This window comes from Paenibacillus xinjiangensis (assembly GCF_059686975.1).
In genome coordinates this window covers 1-25,382 of record NZ_JCAALS010000041.1, presented here as the reverse complement: position 1 = coordinate 25,382, position 25,382 = coordinate 1, and the positions used below count along the sequence as shown (strand labels likewise).

19 protein-coding genes are annotated in these 25,382 nt (G+C 47.8%); 8 read left to right on the top strand and 11 right to left on the bottom strand.

All coding sequences use genetic code 11. The annotated features are described in order from the left end of the window. Positions 1–616: 616 nt before the first annotated feature. A complete protein-coding gene (locus tag AC6ESP_RS27720) occupies positions 617–1,294 on the bottom strand; it encodes a TetR/AcrR family transcriptional regulator (protein WP_497099995.1) in 678 nt (225 codons plus the stop codon). Positions 1,295–1,470: 176 nt separating this feature from the next. Continuing rightward, complete coding sequence (locus AC6ESP_RS27715) at positions 1,471–3,189, bottom strand: adenine deaminase (RefSeq protein ID WP_497100020.1); 1,719 nt, start codon at positions 3,187–3,189, stop codon at positions 1,471–1,473. Positions 3,190–3,268: 79 nt separating this feature from the next. On the opposite strand from AC6ESP_RS27715, the gene AC6ESP_RS27710 reads away from it, so the two are divergent. After that, positions 3,269–4,546, top strand: coding sequence for a Zn-dependent hydrolase (locus AC6ESP_RS27710; protein WP_497099994.1), 1,278 nt, complete (start codon positions 3,269–3,271; stop codon positions 4,544–4,546). A 150-nt stretch (positions 4,547–4,696) separates the two neighbouring features. Here AC6ESP_RS27710 and AC6ESP_RS27705 read toward each other — a convergent pair whose 3' ends face one another. The 5 genes from AC6ESP_RS27705 to ade form a co-directional block, all read right to left on the bottom strand. Then, a complete protein-coding gene (locus tag AC6ESP_RS27705; RefSeq protein WP_497099993.1) occupies positions 4,697–5,431 on the bottom strand; it encodes an amino acid ABC transporter ATP-binding protein in 735 nt (244 codons plus the stop codon). 37 nt (positions 5,432–5,468) lie between these two features. Continuing rightward, positions 5,469–6,179 (bottom strand): amino acid ABC transporter permease, encoded by a 711-nt coding sequence (locus tag AC6ESP_RS27700; RefSeq protein ID WP_497099992.1) that lies wholly within the window; start codon positions 6,177–6,179, stop codon positions 5,469–5,471. Between the two features lie 36 nt (positions 6,180–6,215). Beyond that, on the bottom strand, positions 6,216–6,920 hold the full coding sequence (locus AC6ESP_RS27695; protein ID WP_497099991.1) for an amino acid ABC transporter permease: 705 nt from the start codon (positions 6,918–6,920) through the stop codon (positions 6,216–6,218). Between the two features lie 11 nt (positions 6,921–6,931). Then, positions 6,932–7,723: a transporter substrate-binding domain-containing protein gene (locus tag AC6ESP_RS27690; RefSeq protein ID WP_497099990.1), complete on the bottom strand. Its 792-nt coding sequence runs from the start codon at positions 7,721–7,723 to the stop codon at positions 6,932–6,934. 63 nt (positions 7,724–7,786) lie between these two features. Continuing rightward, entirely contained in the window at positions 7,787–9,559 is a 1,773-nt protein-coding gene (ade, locus tag AC6ESP_RS27685) for an adenine deaminase (RefSeq protein ID WP_497099989.1), read from the bottom strand. A gap of 533 nt (positions 9,560–10,092) precedes the next feature. Here ade and AC6ESP_RS27680 point away from each other — a divergent pair. Further along, a complete protein-coding gene (locus AC6ESP_RS27680; RefSeq protein ID WP_497099988.1) occupies positions 10,093–10,731 on the top strand; it encodes a TetR/AcrR family transcriptional regulator in 639 nt (212 codons plus the stop codon). Positions 10,732–10,809: 78 nt separating this feature from the next. On the opposite strand, the gene AC6ESP_RS27675 is transcribed toward AC6ESP_RS27680, so the two are convergent. After that, positions 10,810–11,730, bottom strand: a complete 921-nt coding sequence (locus AC6ESP_RS27675) for a LacI family DNA-binding transcriptional regulator (RefSeq protein WP_497099986.1) — start codon at positions 11,728–11,730, stop codon at positions 10,810–10,812. Between the two features lie 174 nt (positions 11,731–11,904). Between AC6ESP_RS27675 and AC6ESP_RS27670 the strand changes: the two genes are divergently transcribed. From AC6ESP_RS27670 to AC6ESP_RS27650, 5 genes are read left to right on the top strand one after another with little or no spacing between them, the layout of a single operon-like run. Then, positions 11,905–13,257: an alpha/beta hydrolase gene (locus AC6ESP_RS27670; RefSeq protein WP_497099985.1), complete on the top strand. Its 1,353-nt coding sequence runs from the start codon at positions 11,905–11,907 to the stop codon at positions 13,255–13,257. Continuing rightward, a complete protein-coding gene (locus AC6ESP_RS27665; protein ID WP_497099984.1) occupies positions 13,254–14,585 on the top strand; it encodes an alpha/beta hydrolase in 1,332 nt (443 codons plus the stop codon). Before AC6ESP_RS27670 ends, AC6ESP_RS27665 begins: the two co-directional genes overlap by 4 nt. Positions 14,586–14,607: 22 nt before the next feature. Continuing rightward, a complete protein-coding gene (locus tag AC6ESP_RS27660; RefSeq protein ID WP_497099983.1) occupies positions 14,608–15,960 on the top strand; it encodes a sugar ABC transporter substrate-binding protein in 1,353 nt (450 codons plus the stop codon). 6 nt (positions 15,961–15,966) lie between these two features. Next, positions 15,967–17,283 carry a carbohydrate ABC transporter permease gene (locus AC6ESP_RS27655; protein WP_497099982.1) on the top strand — a complete coding sequence of 439 codons (1,317 nt, stop codon included), beginning with the start codon at positions 15,967–15,969 and terminating at the stop codon, positions 17,281–17,283. Further along, complete coding sequence (locus AC6ESP_RS27650; protein WP_497099981.1) at positions 17,280–18,122, top strand: sugar ABC transporter permease; 843 nt, start codon at positions 17,280–17,282, stop codon at positions 18,120–18,122. The genes AC6ESP_RS27655 and AC6ESP_RS27650 overlap by 4 nt, the downstream gene beginning before the upstream one ends. Positions 18,123–18,327: 205 nt before the next feature. Here the strand turns inward: AC6ESP_RS27650 and AC6ESP_RS27645 are convergent, their stop codons facing one another. From AC6ESP_RS27645 to pruA, 3 genes are all read right to left on the bottom strand, one after another. After that, entirely contained in the window at positions 18,328–19,425 is a 1,098-nt protein-coding gene (locus tag AC6ESP_RS27645) for an MBL fold metallo-hydrolase (protein WP_497099980.1), read from the bottom strand. A 219-nt stretch (positions 19,426–19,644) separates the two neighbouring features. Beyond that, complete coding sequence (locus tag AC6ESP_RS27640; protein WP_497099979.1) at positions 19,645–21,048, bottom strand: NAD-dependent malic enzyme; 1,404 nt, start codon at positions 21,046–21,048, stop codon at positions 19,645–19,647. Between the two features lie 143 nt (positions 21,049–21,191). After that, complete coding sequence (gene pruA / locus AC6ESP_RS27635) at positions 21,192–22,760, bottom strand: L-glutamate gamma-semialdehyde dehydrogenase (protein ID WP_497099978.1); 1,569 nt, start codon at positions 22,758–22,760, stop codon at positions 21,192–21,194. A 313-nt stretch (positions 22,761–23,073) separates the two neighbouring features. Between pruA and AC6ESP_RS27630 the strand changes: the two genes are divergently transcribed. Next, positions 23,074–24,837, top strand: a complete 1,764-nt coding sequence (locus tag AC6ESP_RS27630; protein WP_497099977.1) for a sigma-54 interaction domain-containing protein — start codon at positions 23,074–23,076, stop codon at positions 24,835–24,837. Positions 24,838–25,382 lie beyond the last annotated feature (545 nt).

Below are 25,382 nucleotides of genomic sequence, written 5' to 3'. Positions count from 1 at the left end.
AATACAATGTAGCTACCACGCGCACAATTAATAGTCTATCTCGTGTGGTGCAGACTGTATTTCATACAACCTTATAGCGGTATATCAACAATAGCTTGCTATACACTGTACTCACTACAATTCACTTTCCTGAAATTTACTTTTATCCGTCAAAACAACGGATTTGGTTGTATGTAATGCAATCATAGTAGACTTCTAGTGCCGTTTCCACTGATTTGATTGCACTCAATACAATGTAGCTACAGCGCACGTAATTAACTAGTCTAACTCGCGTGATGCAGACTGAATTTCATACAACCTCATAGCGGTATATCGTCAATAGCTTGCCATACACTGTACTCATTACAATTCAGTTTCCTGAAATTTATTTATATGAGCCAAAACAACGGATTTGGTTGTATGTAATGCAACCTCAGAGTGTCGAGAAAGTCAAAGGTTTTCGGTACTTTTATTTTTATTTGGTAGTTCTCGTCTAATCGAAGAAAAATCGATCTAAAACGATCTGAGAGCTACATTTGAACGAATAAATTCGGGGAATTTAAGCCCTCATAAAAAACAGGGGGTTTCTCTACAGTCTGAACCATCCTCATCGGGATGGCCTCCTTCTTATGCTGTGCTATAACACATCACGGGTTATTTTCATTGCCATATACTCTACCTTGGCCTTCATAACCGAATCATCTACAAGATGAAGCTGCTCCGCTCGGAACAGCTGAAGCTTCATTAACTGATAATAATCCATAATAGCTTGGTTAAGCGTCATATGATGCAGCATTAAGAACTTAATGTCCAGCATCGCTCTTACCAGCACATGATCCTGCAGGAACAGGAGATTCTCATTGAAATCGTTGAAGACGCCTTTCTTCTTGCCTGCTTGATAAAAGGTCAGAACCCGTTGCTCCCGTTGCCCCATCGCATCTGTTAATCGTTCGCTCAGCTCTGGATAGATCGCCTGCAGCTCGTTCAAGAAACCATCAGAGATATAGGCAGTGAGGATGACCGATTGTTCGAATAGCTGCTGGAACGCTGTTCCGAACGACCCCATCGTATCATGAGATTCCAGCACTAATTCATCTATATAGCCGCTCAGGATATGGACTATACTCTCAATAACCTCTTCTTTGGAAGAAAAATATTTGTACATCGTTGCTTTGCTGACATCCATATATTTAGAAATTTCTTCCATCCGCAAGGATTGGAATCCATTCTTTCTTACGATTGGGATGACCTTGATTAGGAGCTTCGTTCTCATATCTTTAAGCGGATGACTATCGTTGTCCATCGTAGTACTCATGTATTAACGGCCTCCTTCATTCCCGTTTATTATACCTAATCGCTTGTATGAAATACACAGAATAAATGAATTGTACGATTTCAGTGTTTTTTGTTCGCAGCTGGCAGCAGCTCCAAGAGCCCGCATCCTGTCTTCCAGATGCGGGCTCCATATAGGCTCATTACGATGTGTATTTCCTATTCATCAGCGAAAATCGATACGATCTCTCTCTCATCTACCCGAATAAGGCCGAGGTCAGTAATCTTGAGTCCTGGACTTACCGGCAAGGAGTGCGTACTGAACGACATAATAGGTGTGTAATGCTTATAGCCCAAGCTGACCATCGCCTCGACTAAGCGCGCCGCTTCAGCAGCCACCTGCTGAAGTGGCTCCTCTGACAAGATCCCGCCGACAGGCAGACTCAGCATAGATAGAATCTGACCGTCCTCTACCACGCAATAGCCGCCTTGATGCTTGATCACTTCATTCGCAGCCAAGATCATATCCTCACGGTTCTTGCCGATGACAATCAGATTGTGGTTGTCATGCGAGTACGTCGTTGCTATCGCACCTCGGTGAATCGTATCGCCGCCGACCAGCCCAATCGCGTGGTTGCCGTTCTTGTTATATCGCTCATAGGTAGCGATGAGTGCATATGGCGTAGCTTCCCACTGCACCTCGGAGCCGCTGACTGCGAATACATCTGTCCTCTCCTCTGTGAAGAAGGTGCCATCGTTAACCGTCATCGTCCGGCAGCGGACACTACCCTCTTCGATTGGTGCCTTAATGACCAGCTCCTCAGCCTTAAGCGGCGCAAGCTTCACACTAGTGTAGAAATCATCCGGGAATTGTCGTGCTTGCGGCTTCTGCACATAGTCTTCCTCGCTGTCGTATACCTTCTGTCCACCTTTATACACCTCATCAATCTCGAACGCCTGAAGGTCTCCTAGAAGAACAAAATCAGCCAGCTTCCCTGGTGCGATGCTTCCCCGGTCATGCAGCTGCATTCTCCGTGCAGGAGTAAATGTACCCGCATAGATCGCCTGCTCAGGAGTAAGCCCCATCTCAATTGCTTTCTTGAGCAAATAATTCAGATGCCCCTTCTGCACGAAGGAATCCGGCATCACATCATCGGTTACGAAGCAGTAATGCTCGGATACCGATGCCGGAGCTGCAATAATATAATCCATAACCTCACGAGTCATCGAGATTTCTTGAACCTGTACGAACATACCCGCCTTGATCCGTTCATCCATACCGATAGCCGTCTGCTGCGTATGGTCAGAATCAACGCCTGTGAAGATAAATCGGCTGAGCTCTGTTCCTAGCAGACGGGGGCAATGACCCTCCACGATCAGCTTCGGATGATTCTCCCGAACATAATCAAGTATCTGATTCGTTTTGCAATCAGGATTGTGAACGACCTCAAGGTAATTCATAATTTCGCCAAGGCAGATGACCTTCTCGTCTTTCAGCAGCTCGGCAATATCCTCGATCTCTATACTGCCTCCGGAGGTCTCCAGAGCCGTTGCAGGCACGGAGCTTGGGATCGCATAGAAGATGTCTGCGACGGTGTCACTGCTTGCCTCAATCATCTCCGTTACGCCGCGTCTTCCGAACACATTGGCCATCTCATGCGGCTCAGTCACAATAGAGGTTACCCCATTGCGTATCAATCCGAAGGAGAAGGTGCTTGGCGTTACCATCGTGCTCTCGATATGCATATGAATATCGATCAGACCCGGAATCATGTATCTGCCCTCACCGTCAATAACGTGCTCCGCCGTGAATTCGTCAGCCCCGCTGTCACCGGCATAGAGGAACCTCCCATCGCGTATAGCCGCATGGCCCTTATAGAATTGCTTCATATAAGCGTTAAAGATATGGACGTTAGTTATGAGCGTATCAACTTTGATCATTGTCGTCTCCTCCTGATGCTTTCGCTGGTTTGTTATAGTAGAATAAAATAAAAACTGCGTTTAAAAGGTGGACATCATGGACTTATACGGAAGGTTGACTAGGGAATCCGATACTACAACGAATATGAATCGAATCGCACAGCGGCTTCATGCCCTCTCCGAGATTGGCTTAACGGCAGACTCCGGATCAGCGCGCATCGCCTATTCCGCAGAAGATCGTCAAGCGAAGGAATTGCTTAAACAATGGATGCAGGAAGCCGGTCTTGCTGTACGAGAAGACGCGGTTGGCAACGTATTCGGACGATTGCCCGGGGCAAACCCCGAGCTCCCGCTTGTGCTCTCCGGCTCCCATATCGATACCGTTCCGAACGGCGGACATTTCGATGGCATTCTAGGCGTCCTGTCTGCACTCGAGGTCGCTGAGGGATGGCATGAGCAAGGCTACATCCCTTCGAGAAGCCTTGAGGTTGTTGCTTTCGCCGATGAAGAAGGCTCACGCTTCCACGCCAGCCTGACTGGCAGTCACTTCATGATGGGAGAGCTAACACTGGACTTGGTTAAGCATTATCACGATGATAATGGCAGCAACTTCGAGCAAGTGCTGCGCAGTGACGGCCTCGATCCTGCTAAGCTCACTGAAGCTATTCGCCGGCCGGAAGACATTCATGCTTATGTGGAGCTGCATATTGAGCAAGGACAGGTCCTCGAGAAGCAAGGCCTCCCCATCGGCGTTGTGAACGGGATTGCCGGCCCTGCATGGCTGGAGATGAAGTGGCTGGGCAGAGCCTCCCACGCTGGAACGACCCCCATGGACATGCGCTTCGATGCTCTAGCTGGAGCAGGCGAATTCGTAGCCAAGCTTGAGAAGCTGCCTCCAGCTTTCAGCAGCACTGCTGTTGCTACAGTAGGCAAATTCGACGTCTATCCTAATGGCAGCAATGTCATACCCGGAGAAGTGCGTCTAGTCGTCGACGTTCGCGATATTGACCTTGCTGCAAGAGACCTTCTGCTCACAGCGATTATGGAAGAAGCAGCAGCTATTGCCAGCGAGCGAGGACTAGAGCTCAAGATGGAGGTTACGATCAAGATTGATCCCACTTCCATGTCCCAAGATTTAATGAACAAGATTGCAGCCGCTATTGAGCATGCCGGCTATCCTGCCTTCGAGCTCGTCAGCGGAGCTGGACATGATGCTATGGTCATCGGCAGACAAGTACCTACAGCAATGATCTTCATCCGCTGCCTGGAGGGCATCAGCCACAATCCGGCCGAGTGGGCCTCTTTATCCGATATCGCCATTGGTGTTCAAGTGTTGGACGCAACCTTGAAGCAGCTGGCTGAGAGCAATACCTAACGTCTGAGCTATATTCTTGCAGCCGCCTTCGGGACGGCTCAAGCTCTCCTCTATATGACAAAAGCACCCGTACCTCTGCCTATATACACGGCAAAAGTGCGGGTGCTTTTTCACTAACAGGATTGGCACGATATACCCTATTTAGCTGTCTTAATTTCTAATCCGTCCGAGGAACTGCTTCGTGCGTTCTTCTTTAGGATGATTGAAGAGGTCATTAGGATGACCTTCCTCGACAATAACGCCTTGGTCCATGAACACGACATGATTAGCAACTTCCTGAGCAAAGGCCATCTCATGAGTAACGATAATCATCGTGATGCCTTCCTCAGCGATTTTGCGCATAACGGCAAGCACCTCTCCGACTAGCTCTGGATCAAGCGCCGAGGTAGGCTCATCGAACAGAATCACATCTGGATTCAGCGCTAGTGCGCGTGCAATGCCAATCCGCTGCTGCTGTCCTCCGGAGAGTTGGCTCGGATAAGCATCATGCTTCGCAGCTAGTCCAATCTTGTCCAGCAGCTCGATGCTTTTCTTCCGCGCTTCTTCCTTCGGCATCTTCTGAGCGATGACTAGACCTTCCATCACGTTCTCAAGTGCAGTTTTGTTCTTGAACAGATTGTAATGCTGGAATACCATAGCCGTTCTTTGGCGCAGGCCATGAATATCCTTTTTCGTTGGGTTATCGCAGTTCACACTGAAGTCGCCGATTTTGATCTCGCCGCCATTTGGCTTCTCCAAATAATTGATGCAGCGCAATAGCGTCGTTTTACCGGAGCCGCTTGGCCCCAGAATAGCAACGACTTCTCCTTTTTTCACAGTCAGATCGATCCCTTTAAGCACTTCATTCTGACCGAACGCTTTTCTAATGCCTGTCAACTTAATCATTCTTCGTCACCCCGTTTGCTTTGCGTTTGTCTTGCGATTAAGAGGCAATCTTCGATCTGTAACGGCCGCTTCTTTTCTCGAGCCAGACAAACAGTCTTTCAAAGAGAATACACAGCACCCAATAGACGAGGGCAGCATCTACGTAAGCTTCCATATACCGATAACCATCAGCAGCCACAATCTTAGCATTGGAGAGCACCTCCAGCACCATAACGGTGAACGCAAGCGAGGTTCCTTTGATCAATCCCAAGAAAATATTGCCGAAGCTCGGAAGAGCAACGACGACAGCTTGTGGAATAATGATTCTGCGGAAGCTCTGCCAAGTCGTTAACCCTACAGAGTGAGCAGCCTCCAGCTGTCCAGGGTCCACTGCGCTCAGAGAAGAGCGAATAGTCTCAGACAGATAGGCGCCCGAATAGATGGTGAATGCCGTAAGTGCGAAGGCCAGAGGCGGCAGATCTGCCGATGATATATTCATCCCCAGCTTCATGCCTGCCCAATCGATAATCAAAGGAAGTGCGTAGTAGGTGACATAAATTTGAACCAGCAGCGGTGTCCCTCGAATGAAGGAAACATAAATAATAGCTAGTCTATTTAATACCGGCACCTTATACATGCGGCAGAGAGTAACCAGGAATCCAATTACTAAGCCCATGATAATGGAGAAGATCGCTATTAGCAGCGTCATCGGTATGCCAGCTATGATTTTCGGTAGTGACTGAATTGCAAATTCGATGTCAAAAACCATCCGTAACGATCCTTCCCATTGGCCATTTCTGATGTCTTATCCAACAAATTCTTTTTGGCCTTTTTTGAAAATTTTCTCCAGCACAGCGACAGCTTTCTCGATGCCGTAGCACATGACCCAATAGAGCAGCGCTATTGCGATGTATAACTCCAGCTGATTGACGCCATTCGATCTAATACTGATGACTTGTGCTCGTCCCATAATATCAATGACCCCAATTGTGAAGGCCAATGACGTTTCTTTCAAAAGAGATATAGCGGAGTTGCCAAGGTTAGGAAGAGCTACCGCGAATGCTTGCGGGAATATGATCCTCCTGAAAGCCTGCCAACCATTCATTCCTACACTATAGGCCGCTTCCTGCTGACCGCGATCGACTGCCAGGTAGGCAGAACGCATAATCTCGGACAGGAACGCCGCGCCATTCAATGAGAAGGTAATGATAGCGAACACTACCTTGTCCCAGCTGTTAATGTTAATGCCTATCATGTTCAACACTTGCGGCAAACCATAGAATATGAGGAAAAGCTGTACTAATGCCGGCGTACCCCTAACGAAGGAGATATACCAAGTAGCCAGAATACGAAGAACTCGGCTGCTCCCGAGTTTTGCCTTAGCAAGCAGCAAACCCAGAAGCGAACCGAATAACAGCGAGAGAGCTACAACCACAATTGTCATAGGCAGAGCCTTGAGCAAATTGGGAAGAATTTCGAGAATGTAACCTGGGTTAAAGGTAATATTCATCTTTCAGCCCTCTATTCTTTGAAAATATCTTCGCCCATCCATGTTTCAGAAATTTTCGACAGTGTACCGTCAGCTTTCAGCTCTTTCACTGCAGTGTCCATTTGAGTTTTGAGTTCTGTTTCGTTTTTGTTCAGAACGAAGAAGATTGGACTTGCTTCAATTGCGTCAGTCAATTTCAGATCCAAGTTCAGATCTTTTTGAGTATCATAATAAGTCATACCTGGTACGAGGAAAGCATCGTAACGACCGGATTCTACCCATTTCATAGCGTCCGCAGTTGTAATGTTATCAATCGTTTCCAGCTTGATTTGAGCATCAGGATGAGCATCGTTGTAGTCTTTGATCATGTTGTAGTGGCTTGTATTCGGCATAAGCGGAGCCAATTTCTTGCCCACTAGATCGTCAAGCGAGTTAATGTCCGTGTTGTCGCTCTTAACAGCCAAGTACATTACGATGCTGCCGTAGTTCTCATCAGGGAACAAGTATTTCTCTTCACGCTCAGGTGTCTTGAAAAAGCTGCCTGCGCCTAGAGCATTCTTGCCAGTATCTACACCTACGAAGACAGCGGATTGATCTACGCCTTCGTACTCGAATTCATAATCAGGAAGCTTCTCGTCGATCGCTTTCAATACGTCAACGTTGTAGCCCGCCAGCTCGTCCTTCTCGTCAATGAAACCGAAAGGCTTCCAAGTGTTGTTGATTGCCATTTTGACAACCTTCGCGGATGAATCTGAACCCTCAGTGTTGCTGTTCCCATTGGAGCAGCCTACTGCAACAACCATAACCCCTAATGCCAAAGCCATAACCTTCAAACCATTTTTCAACCTAATCATCTCCCTCTCACTCTTCTAGTTGTTATATTGGTGTTACTTTGTACCCATAATAAAAGGCATGAACTGCTGGCTTTCGACTTCAACCAAGCCAATGTCCGTTATTTTCGCTTTTGGAATAACGGGGAGCGTCACAGCGATCATCCGGTGAATCGGATTTTTGCCAGGCATGATCTCCTTGACCAGAATATCTACGAAGTCTTTCAGCTTAGGCACCAGCGTCTCTGCTGATTCCGAGCTCATTAGTCCCGCTAGTGGGAATGGAAGATGTGCGATGACTTCACCGTTCTTGACGGCTACGAAGCCACCTTGCGATTTGCGAAGCTCATTAGCCGCAATGACCATGTCTCGCGTGTTCACTCCAAGCACAGCCAAGTTGTGGCTATCATGGGCAACCGTCGTAGCGACCGCACCATCGATAATGCCATAGCCTGCAAGCAGTCCCAGATTGCGGTTCTCATTCAAGCCATGACGGTGGAATACAGCTACGCGGCACAAAGGACCCTTGTCTCCTTCATAAGCTTCAGGAACGAGACGGCCATCCTCCACCGGCAGCGTGACTTCGAGAAAATCAGTCGGAATACCAGGGGCAACATCATATTCGATTACGCGAACCTGCGCCTCCGTTGCTGAGTTGTCGTCGACGGATAGAACGAGATCAGCTTCCGTAATTTCTGGCAGCTTAACCGTCTGGAAGAAATCAGCAGGCGGCTCTACGTTCGGCTGAGGACGGGTAAGCTTCCCTTCGCTTACGACAAGCTTGCCTGATGTGAATACATCTACGACTTTCATCGTTTCTAATTGCTCGACTAATACAATATCGGCAATTCTTCCCGCAGCAATAGCACCGAGATCTTTGCGCTTCAGACGCTCTGCCGAATTAATCGTGGCGTAACGGATCGCATTCACCGGGTCAATGCCTTCTTCAATGGCCTTGCAAATGATATAGTTCATATGGCCTCTATCTGCTAAATCATGGGGTAATAGATCATCGGAGCAGAACGTAACATTAGGCAGGTAGCCCAAGTCCTTAATAAGCGGAGCGCAATCCGCAATACTGAGTGAGAAAGAGCCTTCACGAAGCTCGACGATCATGCCGGCCCGGATTTTCTCCAGCGCTTCTTCTCCTGTACGAGATTCGTGATCAGAGTTCGGTCCAGCGATCATGTATGCGGATAGATCCCGTCCCGACACTCGAGGAGCATGCCCTTGAACAAGCTTGCCCGCTCTCTCATTGGCTTCGAGAATGCCAGCCATTCTCTCATCGCCATGAATAACGCCATGGTAGTTCATCACTTCGCCAAGTCCGTAAATACCATCCCAAGCGAGCATACTCTCTACCACTTCAGGTGTGAAATCCGCTCCGGCTGTTTCAAGCCCTGGGGCAGCGGGTACACAAGAAGGCAGCATGTTAAGCATACGCAGGTCTAGGCCTTCAGCTGCATCAACCATGTATTTAACTCCACGCTCACCGAGTACATTCGCAATCTCGTGAGGGTCCGTCAGAACCGTAGTTGTCCCGTGAACAAGCGCAGCTTCGGCGAAGTGAGCCGGAGTCAGCATGCTAACTTCAATATGAATATGAGTATCAATAAGGCCAGGAATCGCGTACATTCCTTTGCCATCTATTCGTTGTTGTGCATCTAGAACGGTTACGCCAGGGGCAGTTACATGTACGATTCGATCCCCTGTAATCCCGATAGCAGCCAAATATATTTCTCCTGAGAACACATTAACAAGCTTCACATTCTCAATCACTAATTCGATAGGGGCATCGCCGCGAGCGGAGGCAACTAGTTTACGATTCAAATGATCCAAGCTCCTTTTTTGACTGATGTGATGTGGCGAGATGGAGGAAGACCATCTTACATGACTTTTTTCGTTATCATTCATGCCTATTGCACTATAATTAATTACATAAATATAATTAAGATTTAATCAACCGTCAACAATTATTACATGGATAGTTGTGTTACATTACGTGTTACATTACATAAATAACAGTATTTGTGATATTAATCATACCAAAAAAAGGGATGATCAGTAATTTGTAATTATTGTAATTATTCCTACTTATCTATTGCCGGCTTATCCTTCTGAATAAGAGAGGAATCCGTCTTGTCTAATGCGACCAGTATTGAAAATGTATACACATTGTTCTATGATATCTAATTAAATCAATAGATTTCAATAAAAAATAATACAGCAAGTGACGCCTATCCAACAAATTAGGTGCATCTGTTGGATATCTATTCTTATTTTCAGATGAAAACGGATGCAATTATGACGAAATTTATACAATATGGGCTGTCAGCTTATTTGTAAATCTACTTAAATGGCTCGTGGAGGTGATTCCCGTCCTGATAAGTCACTCAGATGATCAGGTCGATCGGCGTATAGTACGTACGCAGCAGCATATCCAAGCAGCCTTCTTGTCTTTGCTGCAGGAGAGGCCTTTCCACGCAATTGTCGTGAAGGATATTACAGAAAAATCCAATGTTAATCGTTCTACTTTCTATGCTCATTATAAAAACAAACAAGATTTAATGGAAAAAATAGTTGATTATAAGCTTGAACAGCTGCATAGACTAGCTTCACTTAAACCAGATTATTCCATAAATTACGAACCCAATAGCACCATTCCCGATCCCTACTTCGCTGCTCTATTCGACCATATAGGCAGCAACCAGCTTTTCTACCGCATTATCCTAGTAGAACTTCAAGCTTCCTCCCATTCCGATCGACTACAGGAGGTTATTCGGGACAGCTGCTTGATCCGGATGTCTAATCCGATTCTGGAGCAGAAGCCTTTGATTCCCCGTGACCTTATGCTCGATTACTGGGGCTCAGCGATTATGGGGCTGGTGACAGGATGGCTCGAGCAGCCTACAGCGGCCTATTCTCCCCATGATATGGCTCTTCAGCTTACTCGCCTCTCTATGAGCAGTTTCTATCAAGCGACAGAGCAATTCGATAAGTAGAATCTAACTGTCCTTGTTCACGCACGAAGAGAGGGCAATCCCTATCGGATGCCCTCTCTTCGTGCTGCTCCTATTCCATTATTGGCTCAGTCGCAGATTAATGCTCTGATTCTCGTAAGGCCCGAACGGGGACTGCAGCATCTCATGCAGCAAGTCGAACGAAACGTCCGCCTTAGATTGATTAAGTGTGAACTTCCTGACCCCGTGAGGCAGAAACTGTGGACACTCCGAGGTGCAGATAACAACGACAGACTCCAGAGATCGGTATTTCAGCACATGCAACGCCAGAAATTCGTTCATGACGACGAGGAGCTTGCCTTCCTGCATGCCAATAAAGTCCCGCAGCTTGTCCTCATCACTGGTTGCCGCGAATATACTGGAATCATCGAGCTTAGAGGCAGACTTGATTGTATCGTGGAATAGTCTATTCGAGGTTTGCTCATGTATGAGGGCGAAGGACCGCTCCCCTAATGCGTTCAGCTCTGCGAACATCCCCTCCAGATCAGGGTTCACACTGCGAAATAATGGATCATTAATTAAGCTATCAATAAGAACTAGAGGTGTTCCATAGGGAAGATGACTAGATATCGTGTGGAAGGATTGCTCTATGGCATCAATCAGGAAGACGCCGTCCAGCTTCCTCTCTACTATAATTTTGAAGCTTGGATCTACCGGATTAATCTGAGATACGAGTAAATGATAGCCTTGATCATGACATCTGCGCTCTAATCGGTCCAGATAAGCACCATAGCTTATTGGTTTCGAGATAAGAGAATTGGCAGGACTGACGAATAGTACGCCAATAACATTCGTTTTACCAAGCGATAGCGATTTGGCTGTCAGGTTCTGCACATAACGCAGCTTGCTTGCAGCATCGAATACACGCTGCTTCGTCTCCTCAGCGATCGTCTGATTGCTGACATTGTTAAGCACATAGCTGACTGTAGCAACGGAAACTCCAGCTTCTTTGGCAACGTCTCTTAATGTTGGCTTTCTCATGAATGGCTAACCACCTTACCTAGGATCAATAGCTTAGCTTATCATAATTCTTCCTTTAAAAAAATGTCAATTCAACTAGTTGACAGCATTTGGAGCATCCCCTATACTGAGGTTACTTAACCGGTTAAGTATAGTTCAGTCAAATTTAATTCCCGAATAGAAAGGACTTCCTACATGTCTAATTCCTTATCTTCAAGGCTGCTTGTATTGCCGAAAGTAAGCGCTTCCCACTTGGGTAACGAACGAAATGTTTGGGTGTATTTGCCCGCTGGCTACGATGATGCGCAGCCGCAGCGCTATCCCGTGCTCTACATGCATGTGGGCCAGCATGTATTCGAGCCTCAGAAGCACACGGGGGAATCGTGGGCCATGCACCGTATTGCGGATCGGTTAATAGCCGAAGGCCTGATCCAGCCGATCATCATTGTTGCGGTCGAGCATATCTATGAAGAAGGTACGAGCGAGTATTTCCATGACCTCTGCGCCTATCCGATCCGCTGTGTGGGCGATCTGTATGAGCATTTTCTGATCGAAGAGCTCAAGCCAATCATTGACGAGCGCTTCAGAACATTAACAGATGCAGAGAACACGGCTTTAATGGGCTCTTCAGCTGCCGGAATTGCTACTTATACGATTGGGCTTCGTAATCCGCAAGTGTTCGGCAGACTAGGCGTTTTATCCCCTTTTCTCAAGAAGGTAGATCCTTACACGCTGGAGGAAACACCGCAATATCGGCTCTATCCTTACAATGCCGGCCAGCGCATATGGCTGGACATCGGCGGAGCGGAAGGCTTCTTCATGGCTTCCCATGTGAAGCAGCTTGCAGACGATATGCTGAAGGCGGGCTGGAAGCATCAGGAGGAACTGTATTATCTGCATGATATGGAGGCCGCACATTCGGAATGGGATTGGAGCCGCCGTGCGCATATGCCATTGATTCATTTTTTTGGCCATCGAGGCACCCCAGTAAGCGCAGCGCTTGAAGGCCCAGTCGTCGTTGGTGTCACCGGCCCTGCTACCGTTATTAATGCAGTCGTCACTCTCGATACAGGCCTTCGCTTCAGTCACTTGGAAGGCAGCTATCGTTCAGAGCAGCCCGATATTCTAGAAGTATCCCAGGATGGCAGACTGCTGCCGAAACAGCCAGGATCGACGACGATTCACTTCGAGTATGAAGGTCTCACAGCAGCTCGTCAGTATGCCGTTGTGGAGCAGCTGTCCGAAACCGTAGAGATTGATCTCGAGATTCATGTGCCCGAGTCGACTCCTGAGGATGCTGAGCTCTATGCCACATTCCCTGTTCCCAAGCTGGCTGAGGGTCTGTATGGCATGAAGATTCAATTGCCCAGACATTTGATCTTCGATTTCTTGATTACACGCGGCTATGACAAAGAAGAGGTCGACTCCGAGTTCAACCAGCTGCCCTATCGCAGACTTGTGGCTGATCAAGATAAGAAAGTCAGCTATACGGTGAACAATTGGGCAGACTTTAAGCCGGAGTCACACAGAGAGGAGAGTTATGCATGATCCAGTCATCAAGAATGGAGACGATCACGAGCTTTCGATCAGATTGTCTGAATAACGAGAGGGATATATTCATCTACCTGCCCCCCGGCTACGACGAGCAGCTGGAGCGAACCTATCCTGTCTTATACGTTCATGACGGTCAGAATATTTTCTCTGCCGCTTATAATGGACAGTCTTGGAACCTGCACACGCTATGCGATCGATTAATTGCCGAGAAGCGTATCGAGGAGATTATTATCGTTGCCATCGCGAACAAGGGCGATCAGCGTAATAGTGAATTCGCTCATGACGGGCCATTCGCAGAGCGACTGGGCTATCCCTGCCTAGGCGAGCTGTATGAGCAATTTTTGGCCGAAGAGCTGAAGCCGCATATAGATCGGAGGTATCGAACGAAGCCAGAAAGCCAGCATACCGCGCTAATGGGCTCATCAAGAGGCGGACTTGTCACCTATCATATTGGATTCCGGCGCTCGGATATTTTCGGCAAGCTTGCGATGATATCCCCCTACTTCGCCCAATATGAGGAATCAGCGATGACGCATCAGCCTATGATACAGCCATTCACCGAGAAGCTTCCTCTACAGCTATGGGTCGACATGGGCGGCATGGAAGGGATGACCGTACAAGAAAGTCATGTAAGGAGCATGGTGAATCACTTCGTGGAGCTCGGCTATCAGTCAGGAGAAGACCTTATGTTCTGCTATGAACCCCTAGCGGAGCATAATGAAGCCGCATGGGAGAAGAGGGCCCACGCACCGCTGATTTTCTTCTTCGGGGACAAAGGGCCGCTAGCAGCATCCGAGCTCATTAGTGTTGGTGTAGCAGGAATCAACGGAGCTGACAGCTATATTTATCCCATTCATTATTATGGAAGCGGTATCTCTATCGTAGATGTGAATGCGCAGTTTATCGTTACGCCAAGTGATGCTGCCCACATCACACCGGGGGGACTGATCAAGGCTGTGAAAGCAGGCTATATCCGAGTCAAATATGTCCATTCTCTGTTCTCCATATCGAAATCTGTTGAGATCATACCTGAGCTGTCGCCAGCAATAGCGGTAGATCTAGAGGTAGTCGTTCCACCCAGCACACCAGCTAATGCTCGGATTTATGCTGGCGTAGAGCTAGAGGAAGTCGGGCCGCAGACTTACCGCAGGCAGTTCTATCTTCCAAGAGGCACGGGATTCTCCTTCCCCATCTGCGACAATACCGGCTTGAAAGAGGCGGATACGAGTGGATATGACGTCCCGAAACGCCGTTTCGTTGCGACTGAAGACTTAACACTCCGCTATGAAGTACAGAGCTGGGTACAGGGCCACACCATATAAGAACATGAACGGGGGAAACGAAATGCATACAAAGAAAACGAAGCTTGGCAAGATGACGCTCTCTCTCCTCATCACGCTATCATTCGTTATAATGACCGCATGCTCCAATACCGCGAACAAGCTTGAAAGCGTTGCCACAGAAAGTGAGTTCGATTTGAAATTCGAGAAGCTGGACACTGACCTTACACCGGAGCCCGGCGCAAGCCTATTGGTGTGGGAAAGCAAGGAAGCCCGTCCTTTTGTCGAAGCCATCATGAAAGAATTCACGAAAATATATGGTGTTGAGGTAAGGATGGAAGAGCTTGGAACGATGGATCAGATCGGGAAGTTCGAGCTGGATGGTCCAGCCGGACTCGCTGCTGACGTCATTACGACCTCTCAGGATCATCTCGGTAAAGCCGCGAGCGCCGGGCTTATTCTGCCTAACGATGAGTTTGGTGAGGTTACGAGCCAAGAGCATGAAAAGGTCGCGATCTCTGCTTCCACCTATCAAAATAAGCTATATGGATACCCGATTAAGGTCATGACTTATGCCATGTTCTACAATAAGGACTTAATCAGCGAGCCTCCCGCAACGATGGAGGAGGTTATCGAATACGCAAAAACCTTCAACGATCCGGATAACAACAAATATGCCTTTATGTTCGATGTACCTTTCTTCTATTTCAGCTACCCATTCTTGGGCTCCACTGGCGGTTATATCTTCGGCAGCAACGGTACGGATCCCACTGATATCGGATTAAACAACGAAGGTGCTGTAGAAGGAATGAAGGTATTCGCCGGGCTACGCGACGAGATTCTACCAATCTCCGCGGGTGATATTGCAAGTGATATCAAGACGACATTATTCAGCGAAGGCAGCGTAGCTATGAACATAACCGGGTCTTGGTTTATCGAGACATTCCGACAAGCAGGCGTCAACTTCGGAGTTGCCCCTATACCAGCCGTGGGGGGCCAAGATTCCGTTACATTGTCTCAAGTCAATTCTTGGTATGTTAGCGCTTACAGTAAGTATCCGAATGCAGCTAAGCTATTCGCCAGATTCGCTTCCAGCCAAGCGGCCCAACTGCTTAATTATGAGCTTACAGGCGCAGTGCCTACACATACTGAAGCAGCGCACAATTCCGTCATTCAAGCAGATGAGATTACGAGCGCATTCTACAAGCAATTCAGCAGCTCGCACCCAGCACCTTCCATACCAGAGGTCGGCAGCATATGGGTACCTATGGATGCCGCAATGGTAGAGATCTGGGACGGCAAGGACATCAAGGAAGTATTGGATCGCGCAGTCAAGCAGATTCGAGACGCCATAGCGCTTAATGTCCAGCAGGGTGATACACCAGCAGAACCAGATTCCTCGAAGGCTCCATTCTAAGCGACTATGAACACTAGACATCGGTTAGTTGCAGCTATTCTATCGGCAGGAGTTCCCGGCACAGGACAACTATATAACCGTCAATGGACGAAGGGCATACTCATTCTAGCCATCAGTATTGTCGCCCTTGCCTTCTTCTCATCCAACCTTGTTGATGCCATCTGGGGAATTACGACGCTCGGCGATACACCGTCCCAGCTTGTTGAGGTTGACGGCAAGTCCCAGCATGTTCCGGGGGACCATTCCATTAATTTAATGATTCAAAGCTTGATTGTGTTATTCCTGTTCGTCCTGTTCATTCTGGTCTATGTCAGCGCCATTAGAGATGCCCACCGGACGGGGAGACAACGAGATGCAGGCCGTCTGCCCAGCACCTTCAGACAGACGCTTACTTACCTGCATGACTTCAAGTTCGCCCAAACCTTGTTAATCTTGCCAGGTGCCGGCATTCTGTTCCTGACGATATTGCCTATTGTATTCATGATCCTGCTCGCTTTCACCAACTATGCGTCACCTCACCATATCCCTCCAGGCAATCTGGTCGATTGGGTAGGGTTCGATTCGTTCGCACAGCTCTTCCGGCTAAAAAGCTGGAGCAGCACCTTCCTCGGCGTATTAGGCTGGACGATTATTTGGGCGGTAATCGCAACGGTCACGACGTTCGCAACCGGGCTCATCGTTGCCTTAGTTCTGTCGCAGAAAGAAATCCGACTGAAAGGATTCTGGAGGACGATGATTATTATTCCATATGCGATCCCTCAGATGATTTCTCTGCTGGCGATGAAGATGATGTTCAACGGCAAGTTCGGCCCCATTAATCAGTATCTCTCTTATTTCGGTCTGGGCAACCTTCCCTGGCTCACCGATCCTTACTGGGCTAAGCTTACGGTCATTATCGTTAATGTCTGGATTGGTATGCCGCTCGCCTTCCTGCTCATAAGCGGTGTTCTGTCGACGATCTCGATGGAGCTCTACGAAGCAGCGAGAGTCGAAGGCGCGAGCCGCTGGCAGCAAGGACGATTAATTACGTTCCCGATTATCATGTTCGCGATTGCACCTATTCTCATTATTCAGCTTGCAGGCAATTTCAATAACTTTAACGTTATTTATTTGCTAACCAATGGCGGCCCAGCCAATCCGGAATACCAGTTCGCTGGGCATACGGATCTACTGATCACTTGGCTCTATAAGCTGACCTTAAACAATAATATTTACAACATTGCTTCTGCAATCGGAATTATTCTATTCATCATTATTGCCGGATTCTCCATATGGAACTATCGGCAGACCAAGTCGTTCAAGGATGAGGAGATGATCCAATGAGTGTTCGCACATCAACAAGAATACGGGTCATTGGCAGCTATCTCTTCCTTCTGCTGGTGGTAGGCTGGAGCTTGTATCCAGCAGCCTGGGTCGTCCTCTCTTCCTTCAAGCCGGGGAAATCCTTATATAGCGAGACCTTTATTCCGAAGAGCCTAACGCTAAGTCATTACGCAGAATTGTTCAATTCCGAGAGCCTAATGTTCACAACGTGGTATCTCAATACCTTCAAGGTAGCTGTATTCAGCATGCTGCTCAGCACGCTGCTGGTCACATTGTCAGCTTATGCCTTATCACGGTTCCGATTCCCTATGCGCAAAGCCTCTCTAACCTTGATGCTCATTCTCGGCATGTTTCCCGGATTCATGAGCATGGTAGCCGTCTATATTCTGCTCCTGCAGGTCGGGCTGCTTAACACGCATATGGCGCTTGTAATCGTCTACTCCTTCGGCTCCGTTATCTTCAATCTGTTCGTTGCCAAAGGATTCTTCGATACGCTGCCCAAAGCGATTGAGGAATCCGCGCGAATAGACGGTGCCAGCAACCTGAGGGTGTTCGCCAGCATTATGCTCCCCTTATCCAAGCCGATGCTTGTATTCGTGGCCTTGACTACCTTCACCGGGGCATGGATTGACTTCATATTCGCAAGCCTCGTGCTTCGTTCCAAAGAAAAATGGACAGTTGCCGTTGGGCTGTACGATATGGTCAATTCCTATCAGAATGCCTACTTCACCTTATTCGCCGCCGGAGCTGTTCTCATCGCCATTCCGATCACGCTGTTGTTCATGTATCTACAGCGTCACTTCGTCGACGGATTAACAGCTGGCGCTAATAAGGGCTAAGAGCCATAGGTAAGACCCCTTGCCGTTGCTCAAGGGGTCTATTTGTTGGATTAGGATTATTCCGTCGAGTTGCCCATTCACTCTAATATCAGCCTTTAAACAAAAACGCAAGTCATATGCAGCTCGTCTGGAGCAGCATACGACTTGCGTTTGTTATCGTTACCGGGAATATAAGTACAATAATAACCTGTAAATAATAATTTTCTTACTTCCACCACACAGATGAAGGATACTCTACCTTGCCTATTCGCACAGATTCTCCGATCTTCGGTGTTGAGATATTCACTCCAAGCTTCCGCGCCGCTTGAGTTACACGTTCTATCGGATCGTTCCAATCATGAAGCGCCAGTGTAAAAGCCGACCAGTGGATAGGAATCAGCACCTTACCCTTGACGTCAACATGAGCTCGTACCGTCTCCTCTGGCATCATATGAATAGCTGACCATCTTGCATCATATTGACCACACTCCATCAGAGTCAGATCGAATGGACCATATTTATCTCCTATCTGCTCGAAGTGGGCACCATAGCCGCTATCTCCACTGAAGAACACTCTTGTCTCGTCGGTGGCAATCACCCAGGAACACCATAGCGTTGATCCTCCGTTAAACAAGCCTCTGCCTGAGAAATGCTTGGCGGGTGTACAAGCCAGCTTGATCCCTTGATAGTCGAACTCATCCCACCAGTCATGCTCACTGATCTTGGCCCGATCAACACCCCAGCGCTCCAAATGACTGCTCACACCGAGAGGGACGATGAATCTAGCCACCTTATCCTTCAGCTTCATGATTGTGCCGTAATCCAAATGATCATAATGATCATGGGACAGAATAACAGCATCTATGGCTGGAAGCTCATCCACCTCGAAGGGCAAGTCCCGACTGTATCTTTTGTTACCGAAGATGGGGAATGGAGTCGGAGCCTTGCCGAACATCGGGTCAAGCAGCAGCCGATGGCCTCCTATCTGCAGCAGCATTGCAGAGTGCCCGAACCATGTTAGGGTTGGCTGTGCCTGTTTCTCTATATCATGCGGATTAAAAAGCTCCATTGGAACGCCACTCTTCGGCCTGATCTTAGGATTGCCTTTCATATAATCCCGCAGCAGAGACACGATATTGCGCCATGTAGGCTCAAATGTCTTCGACAGCAACGGATACATGAACTTATTGTTATGATAATTTGGAGATTGACGATACCGGTTAATCATTTCCTTGGAGGATTTGCCTCCGAATGCAGGATACAACTGCAAGACTAGCGTTGTTGCAGCAACTAATACAACAACAATACCTATGAATACGAGCATGAACAACAACCCCTCCTAACTTATATTCATTATACATAAACTATAACCAAAAATACAAAAAATATAGATTAAACGTTTTTAGGGTATTTAGTTTAGTTTAGATAGGCATGCTAGCTTGTGTGATCCCTTCACAGCAAAGCAAACAGCAAGACCGGAGGCAGCAACGCTGCTGCTCCGGTCTTGCTGTTCATTGTACCTATATCTGCCTATGACGCACCTTTACCTGAAGTCCGGTGGAATCCGTCCGGCTACTCCAGTTAGTATCGCAGCCTCTACGATGGCTTGGCGAACCTTCGGAACGACTTGATCATTAAAAATGCTCGGGATGATATATTGCTCATTCAGCTCATTGTCCGATACGACGGATGCGATCGCACGCGCTGCCGCCAGCTTCATCGGTTCGTTGATACGTTTGGCACGGCAATCAAGCGCTCCTCGGAATAACCCTGGGAATACGAGGACATTGTTAATCTGATTCGGATAATCACTCCGGCCAGTAGCGAACACGGCTACATGTGCAAGCGCCTCTTCAGGCTTGATCTCCGGCTCTGGATTGGCCATTGCGAATAGAATGGATTGCGCATTCATCTTCTGAACATCCTCCGCATTCAGGACGCCGCCGCGTGATACACCGATGAATACATCGGCGCCGCTAATAACCTCCTTCAACGTACCTGCTGTCCCCTCAACCTGAGGCTGATCAGCAAGCCATTGCCACATCGGATGATCATATTTGCCGCCGTAGACGATTGCGCCAGCTTTATCCACGGGCACGAGGCGCGATACGCCTGCATCGAGCAGCATTTTGCATATGGATACGCCTGCTGCACCAATGCCGTTAACGACGACACGCACCTGATTAATCCGTTTGCCAACCACCTTAAGCGCATTCAACAGCCCGGCGATTACAACCACTGCCGTACCGTGCTGATCGTCGTGGAATATCGGAATATCCAGCTCTTCCGCCAGCCTCTGCTCGATCTCGAAGCAGCGTGGGGAGCTGATATCCTCAAGATTGATGCCTCCAAAAATAGGGCTGACCGCTTTGATCGTACGGATAATCTCTTCCGTATCAGTGGTATCCAGGCACAGTGGGAAGGCATCCACGCCAGCCAGCTGCTTGAACAGCATGGCCTTCCCCTCCATGACGGGCGCTGCCGCATAAGGACCGATATCGCCTAGTCCAAGCACGGCCGTTCCATCCGTAATAACAGCGACGGTATTCCGCTTAATCGTCAAGGAATAAGCCTTTCTCGGGTTCTCATGAATAGCTGTACATATCTTGGCTACACCTGGTGTGTATACCTGTGACAAGTCCTCCCGATTTTTGATCGGAAGCGTTGGTTGAATCACGATCTTGCCGCCAAGATGTACGAGAAAAGTCCGGTCCGATACATTAATCAGCTTAATGCCGATTATTTTTTTCAACGAATCTACGATAAGGGCTTCGCCTTGATCCCCCGCTTCTACCGTAATGTCCCGTACCGATGATTCCTTCCCCGGCCGAATGACATCAATGGACGTAATATCTCCACCTGCTCTGCTAATTGCAGCAGCTACATCTCCGAAGCTCACTCGTTCATGATCCAATTCCAGCCTAACAATAATGCTCGTCTGTGCCATAGGTTATAACCCCCGCCATTTTCATTGCTTCAGTCAGCATAAGCATGTCCTCTTTCAGGGCTCAGCCCCACTCCTAATTCTAAAAAAAGGCTGAGTACCTTCGCCTAAAAGAGGAATAGGCGAAGGTCAGCCTTCTATCTCTGCTATTGCTTTCTAGATGTCAACTTAGCCTGTGTGAATAGCAGCAGATAGTCATAACCGCCAGCTTTGGAATCTGTACCGGACATGTTGAAGCCGCCGAATGGATGCGCGCCTACTAATGCGCCTGTACATTTGCGATTAATATATAGATTGCCGCAGTGGATCGTATCGAGCGCTTCTGCAATCCGGTCTTCACAGCTTGAGAAGAATGCGCCGGTCAAGCCGAATTCCGTGTCATTGTACATCTCAATAGCTTCCTTCCAATCCTTCGCTCTGCCAATGGCGAGGACAGGTCCGAAGATCTCCTCCTGCATAATACGCGCGTTGCCCGCGACATCAACGAATACAGTCGGTTGAATATAATAGCCGTTGCCTTCCGCTTTGCCGCCTCCAGCTAGCAGTCTGCCTTCTTGCTTACCGATCTCGATGTAATTCAAGATTTTCTCGTAGGAGCTCTGATCCACTACCGGACCAGCAGCGAAGTTATGCTCAGGCAAGCCCACTTCAAGTTGCCTCGTATACAGGGCTACCTTCTCCACAACCTCACCATAGACCGCATCGACGACGAAGGCTCTAGAGCCTGCAGAGCACTTCTGACCTTGGAATCCGAATGCCGAAGCTACTATCGCTTGGGCCGCTGCATCAAGATCAGCCGTTTCGTCTACCACAATACCATCTTTGCCACCCATCTCCGCAACCAAACGCTTAATCCAGATCTGTCCAGGAACCGTATCTGCAACCAGCTTGCTAATGCGAAGTCCAACTTCCTTGGAGCCCGTGAAGCTTACGAAGCGAGTTCTTGGATGCGTTGTCAGGTAGTCACCTACTTCTGCACCGTTACCCGGAATAAAGTTAAGAACGCCAGCTGGAAGACCTACCTCTTCCATTAAGGCAACAAATTTATGGGCAATGACAGGTGTTGTCGATGCTGGCTTCAGCAGTACGGTATTACCCGATACAATGGCAGCGGATGCCATACCTACACAGATTGCGAGTGGGAAGTTCCAGGGTGGGATAACGACACCGACACCAAGTGGAATATAAGTGAGCTTATTGTCCTCACCCGCAACCTTCGTTAACGGCATCGCAGTATTGATTTCACTAAGACGGATCATTTCACGCGCGTAGAAATCCATGAAGTCAATCGCTTCTGCAGTGTCAGCATCCGCTTCTGCATAGTTCTTACCCGCTTCCAGAATCATCGTAGCAGAGAACTCATGCTTGCGTTCTCTCATCAGCTCAGCAGCCTTGAACAAATACTCCGCACGCTCCCTAGCCGGAACCCTCTTCCAAGATTCGAAGGCTTGCAGTGCTTCTTGCATGGCTTGCTCTGCCAGAGCTTTATCCGCTTTGCTGACATAACCAATCACTTCATCTACATTGCCCGGATTAATGGATTTGATTTTATCCTCTGTTACGATTCGGCTCGCACCAATATGCAAAGGGTATTCCAGGCCCAGCTCTGCTCTTACTGCGGCAATAGCTGCCTCCATCGCTTTCTTGTTAGCGTCCAGCTTGAAATCAACAAATGCCTCGTTCGCGAAATGTTCTGCTCTTGTCGTTATGCTCATCATTAATGGCTCCTCTCAGTCGTTTACGCGGACCTTGAACGGCTTTTGCCAAAGGCTTGAAATATCCCTCATCAATGTGCCCACAATTCTTTTTTTATCCAATAATTAATGTATAACCAATATACACCATATTGTTCAATTGAACAATATGGTATTTGAAATATACATAATATCAGACGTTTTTTCCTGTAACATGTTCAATGTCGAACATGTTACGCATTGATTTGTTCTATAGGTAGAACAAACTCACATTGCTCTATCGCTGTTTTCATGTTAGATTTAGAAGTAAATTTAATCATAATAAGAGGTAATTATGTTCAACAATGAACGACTATTGATTAATCGAGATTTTATTCACATAACTCCTGAATTATCGGTCACCGAATTGTGTACCATCCTAGACAGCGGCAAGGTCGCACTCGTAAGTCAGAACAATACGCGTTACCTTTTTACAAATATGGATTTGAATCTGTTCAATTCTGTACATAGCAGTATTGGCGAGTATCTCCTTACGAACAACCAGCTAGCTTCGCCTGTGTTCCCCTACGAGAAGCTGCAGCAGCAATTAGATGCATGGATTATGGAGCTGCCAGCACATACACAGCGCCCTATCGTCTTCTATGATGCGAATAATCAACCCATTGGCTACTGTACGCTCATCCACATGCTGCAAACCGCATGGCAAGGGCAGCAGAAGATGGCTTCCTACTTCTCTACGCTGGCAGAAACGGTCAGCGATGCTGTTACCGTTGTCGATCAGAATGGCACAGTTATTAGCTGGAACTCTGTAGCAGAAGAAATATACGGCATCTCGAAGCAGAGTATTATCAATAGAACCATTGGCGAGCACTTTGATCCCGAGGCGTTAGTCGTTCTGAAAATTTTGGACGAGGGAAGACTGCTAAGGAACAATTACCACCGTCCGCGACCAGATACCCATGTACTAGTTAATGCTTCTCCGATCCTAGATGCTAATGGAAAAATTATTGGCGGTATCGCAACCGAGCAGGATATTACCCATCTGGTCAAGCTCAATGATGAGCTTGTAACGGCCCATTCCAGCCTATTATCAAATAAAAAGACGGATGTAGACCCTTTTTCCATCATCAATGGTCGTAGCGAGGCGATTGGCAAAGTGATTCGAATCGCAAAAAAAATGGCCGAGGCTGACTCATCTGTATTGTTCATAGGAGAGACTGGGGCAGGCAAAGAGCAGTTGGCCGAAGTGATTCATCAAGCCAGCGCTCGGTCAGAGCAGCCATTCCTGTCTCTGAATTGCGGAGCCATTCCGGCGGGGTTAATCGAGACGGAGCTCTTCGGGTTCCAGGGGGGAGCATTCTCTGGCAACGATTACGGGCAAGCGGGGAAGCTGGAAGCCGCTAGCGGAGGCACACTCTATCTGAATGAGATTGATCAGCTCTCCTTGGATATCCAAGACAAGCTCTATCAATCAATGAAACGCCACTCTATTGTCCGCTCTGGAGGCAGTGAGGAAATTCCCGTTCGAACACGTCTATTCGCGGCCTCGAATCAAGACTTGGAAGCACTCGTTAAGGCAGGGCTGTTCCGCGCTGATCTCTATTACGCACTTCATGTAGTGTCTATTAAGATACCGCCATTACGGGAAAGAAAAGAGGATCTGTCGATCATGGTGCAGATGTATCTGCGACAATTCTCTGCGCAGTATCAGAAGCCTATCCCTAATCTGCCGCCAGAAGTGCTGCTTGCCTTCACGAATTACCACTGGCCGGGCAATATTACAGAGCTAAGAGCTACGATAGAGCGTTGTGTCATTCTAAGCGAGAATGATCAGATTACACTGGAGCATCTGCCTGAGCATGTGCAGGAGAAGCAGCCTCAGCTTGAATCAGCAGTACCAAGCGGCAATGCCCCTGCCGAGCCCTTAGCGGGAGTACAGGAAAGAAAGCTGCGTCAGAAGATATCCATCGAAGAAGAGATCCTGCTGATGAAGGAAGCACTCGAGAAATGCTCAGGCAATAAGAGCAGCGCGGCTAAGCTGCTAGGTATTTCAAGGGGAACCCTGTACAACAAAATAAGGGAGTACCATCTCGAATAATACGGAAAGGGGCGCTCCTCTATGAAGCGCCCCTAGGCTGTAGAGAAACCCCCTGTTTTTTATGAGGGCTATAATTCCCCGTATTTTTCGTTGAAATGTAGCTCTCAGATCGTTTTAGATCGATTTTCTTCAACAACACGAGAACCACCAAATAAAAAAAGTGCCGAAAAATCCCTTGGACTTTCTCGACACTCTGAGGTTGCATTACATACAACCAAATCCGTTGTTTTGGCGCATAAAAGTAAATTTCAGGAAACTGAATTGTAGTGAGTACAGTGTATAGCAAGCTATTGACGATATACCGCCTTGAGGTTGTATGTAATACAGTCTGCATCACGCTAGATAGACTAGTTTATTGTGTGCGCTGGAGCTACATTGTATTTCGTGCAATCAAATCAGTGGAAACGCCACTAGAGGTCTGATAAGGTTGCATTATTGCAGCTAGAATAAAAAGTGGACACTCGTTAAGTGTATGAGGATAATGACAATAACGAGAAGGGGTGTCCTGTATGGAGAAACAACCACGTAATCAATATACAGAAGAG

What these genes read in the sequence shown, in the direction of transcription:
- AC6ESP_RS27640 (WP_497099979.1), bottom strand. Translation starts at nt 21,048, where the DNA reads ATGGCACAGACGAGCATTATTGTTAGGCTGGAATTGGATCATGAACGA.
- AC6ESP_RS27700 (WP_497099992.1), bottom strand. Translation starts at nt 6,179, where the DNA reads ATGGTTTTTGACATCGAATTTGCAATTCAGTCACTACCGAAAATCATA.
- AC6ESP_RS27650 (WP_497099981.1), top strand. Translation starts at nt 17,280, where the DNA reads ATGAGTGTTCGCACATCAACAAGAATACGGGTCATTGGCAGCTATCTC.
- pruA (WP_497099978.1), bottom strand. Translation starts at nt 22,760, where the DNA reads ATGAGCATAACGACAAGAGCAGAACATTTCGCGAACGAGGCATTTGTT.
- AC6ESP_RS27670 (WP_497099985.1), top strand. Translation starts at nt 11,905, where the DNA reads ATGTCTAATTCCTTATCTTCAAGGCTGCTTGTATTGCCGAAAGTAAGC.
- AC6ESP_RS27630 (WP_497099977.1), top strand. Translation starts at nt 23,074, where the DNA reads ATGTTCAACAATGAACGACTATTGATTAATCGAGATTTTATTCACATA.
- AC6ESP_RS27645 (WP_497099980.1), bottom strand. Translation starts at nt 19,425, where the DNA reads ATGCTCGTATTCATAGGTATTGTTGTTGTATTAGTTGCTGCAACAACG.
- AC6ESP_RS27675 (WP_497099986.1), bottom strand. Translation starts at nt 11,730, where the DNA reads ATGAGAAAGCCAACATTAAGAGACGTTGCCAAAGAAGCTGGAGTTTCC.
- AC6ESP_RS27655 (WP_497099982.1), top strand. Translation starts at nt 15,967, where the DNA reads ATGAACACTAGACATCGGTTAGTTGCAGCTATTCTATCGGCAGGAGTT.
- AC6ESP_RS27690 (WP_497099990.1), bottom strand. Translation starts at nt 7,723, where the DNA reads ATGGCTTTGGCATTAGGGGTTATGGTTGTTGCAGTAGGCTGCTCCAAT.
- AC6ESP_RS27720 (WP_497099995.1), bottom strand. Translation starts at nt 1,294, where the DNA reads ATGAGTACTACGATGGACAACGATAGTCATCCGCTTAAAGATATGAGA.
- AC6ESP_RS27660 (WP_497099983.1), top strand. Translation starts at nt 14,608, where the DNA reads ATGCATACAAAGAAAACGAAGCTTGGCAAGATGACGCTCTCTCTCCTC.
- AC6ESP_RS27665 (WP_497099984.1), top strand. Translation starts at nt 13,254, where the DNA reads ATGATCCAGTCATCAAGAATGGAGACGATCACGAGCTTTCGATCAGAT.
- AC6ESP_RS27705 (WP_497099993.1), bottom strand. Translation starts at nt 5,431, where the DNA reads ATGATTAAGTTGACAGGCATTAGAAAAGCGTTCGGTCAGAATGAAGTG.
- AC6ESP_RS27710 (WP_497099994.1), top strand. Translation starts at nt 3,269, where the DNA reads ATGGACTTATACGGAAGGTTGACTAGGGAATCCGATACTACAACGAAT.
- AC6ESP_RS27695 (WP_497099991.1), bottom strand. Translation starts at nt 6,920, where the DNA reads ATGAATATTACCTTTAACCCAGGTTACATTCTCGAAATTCTTCCCAAT.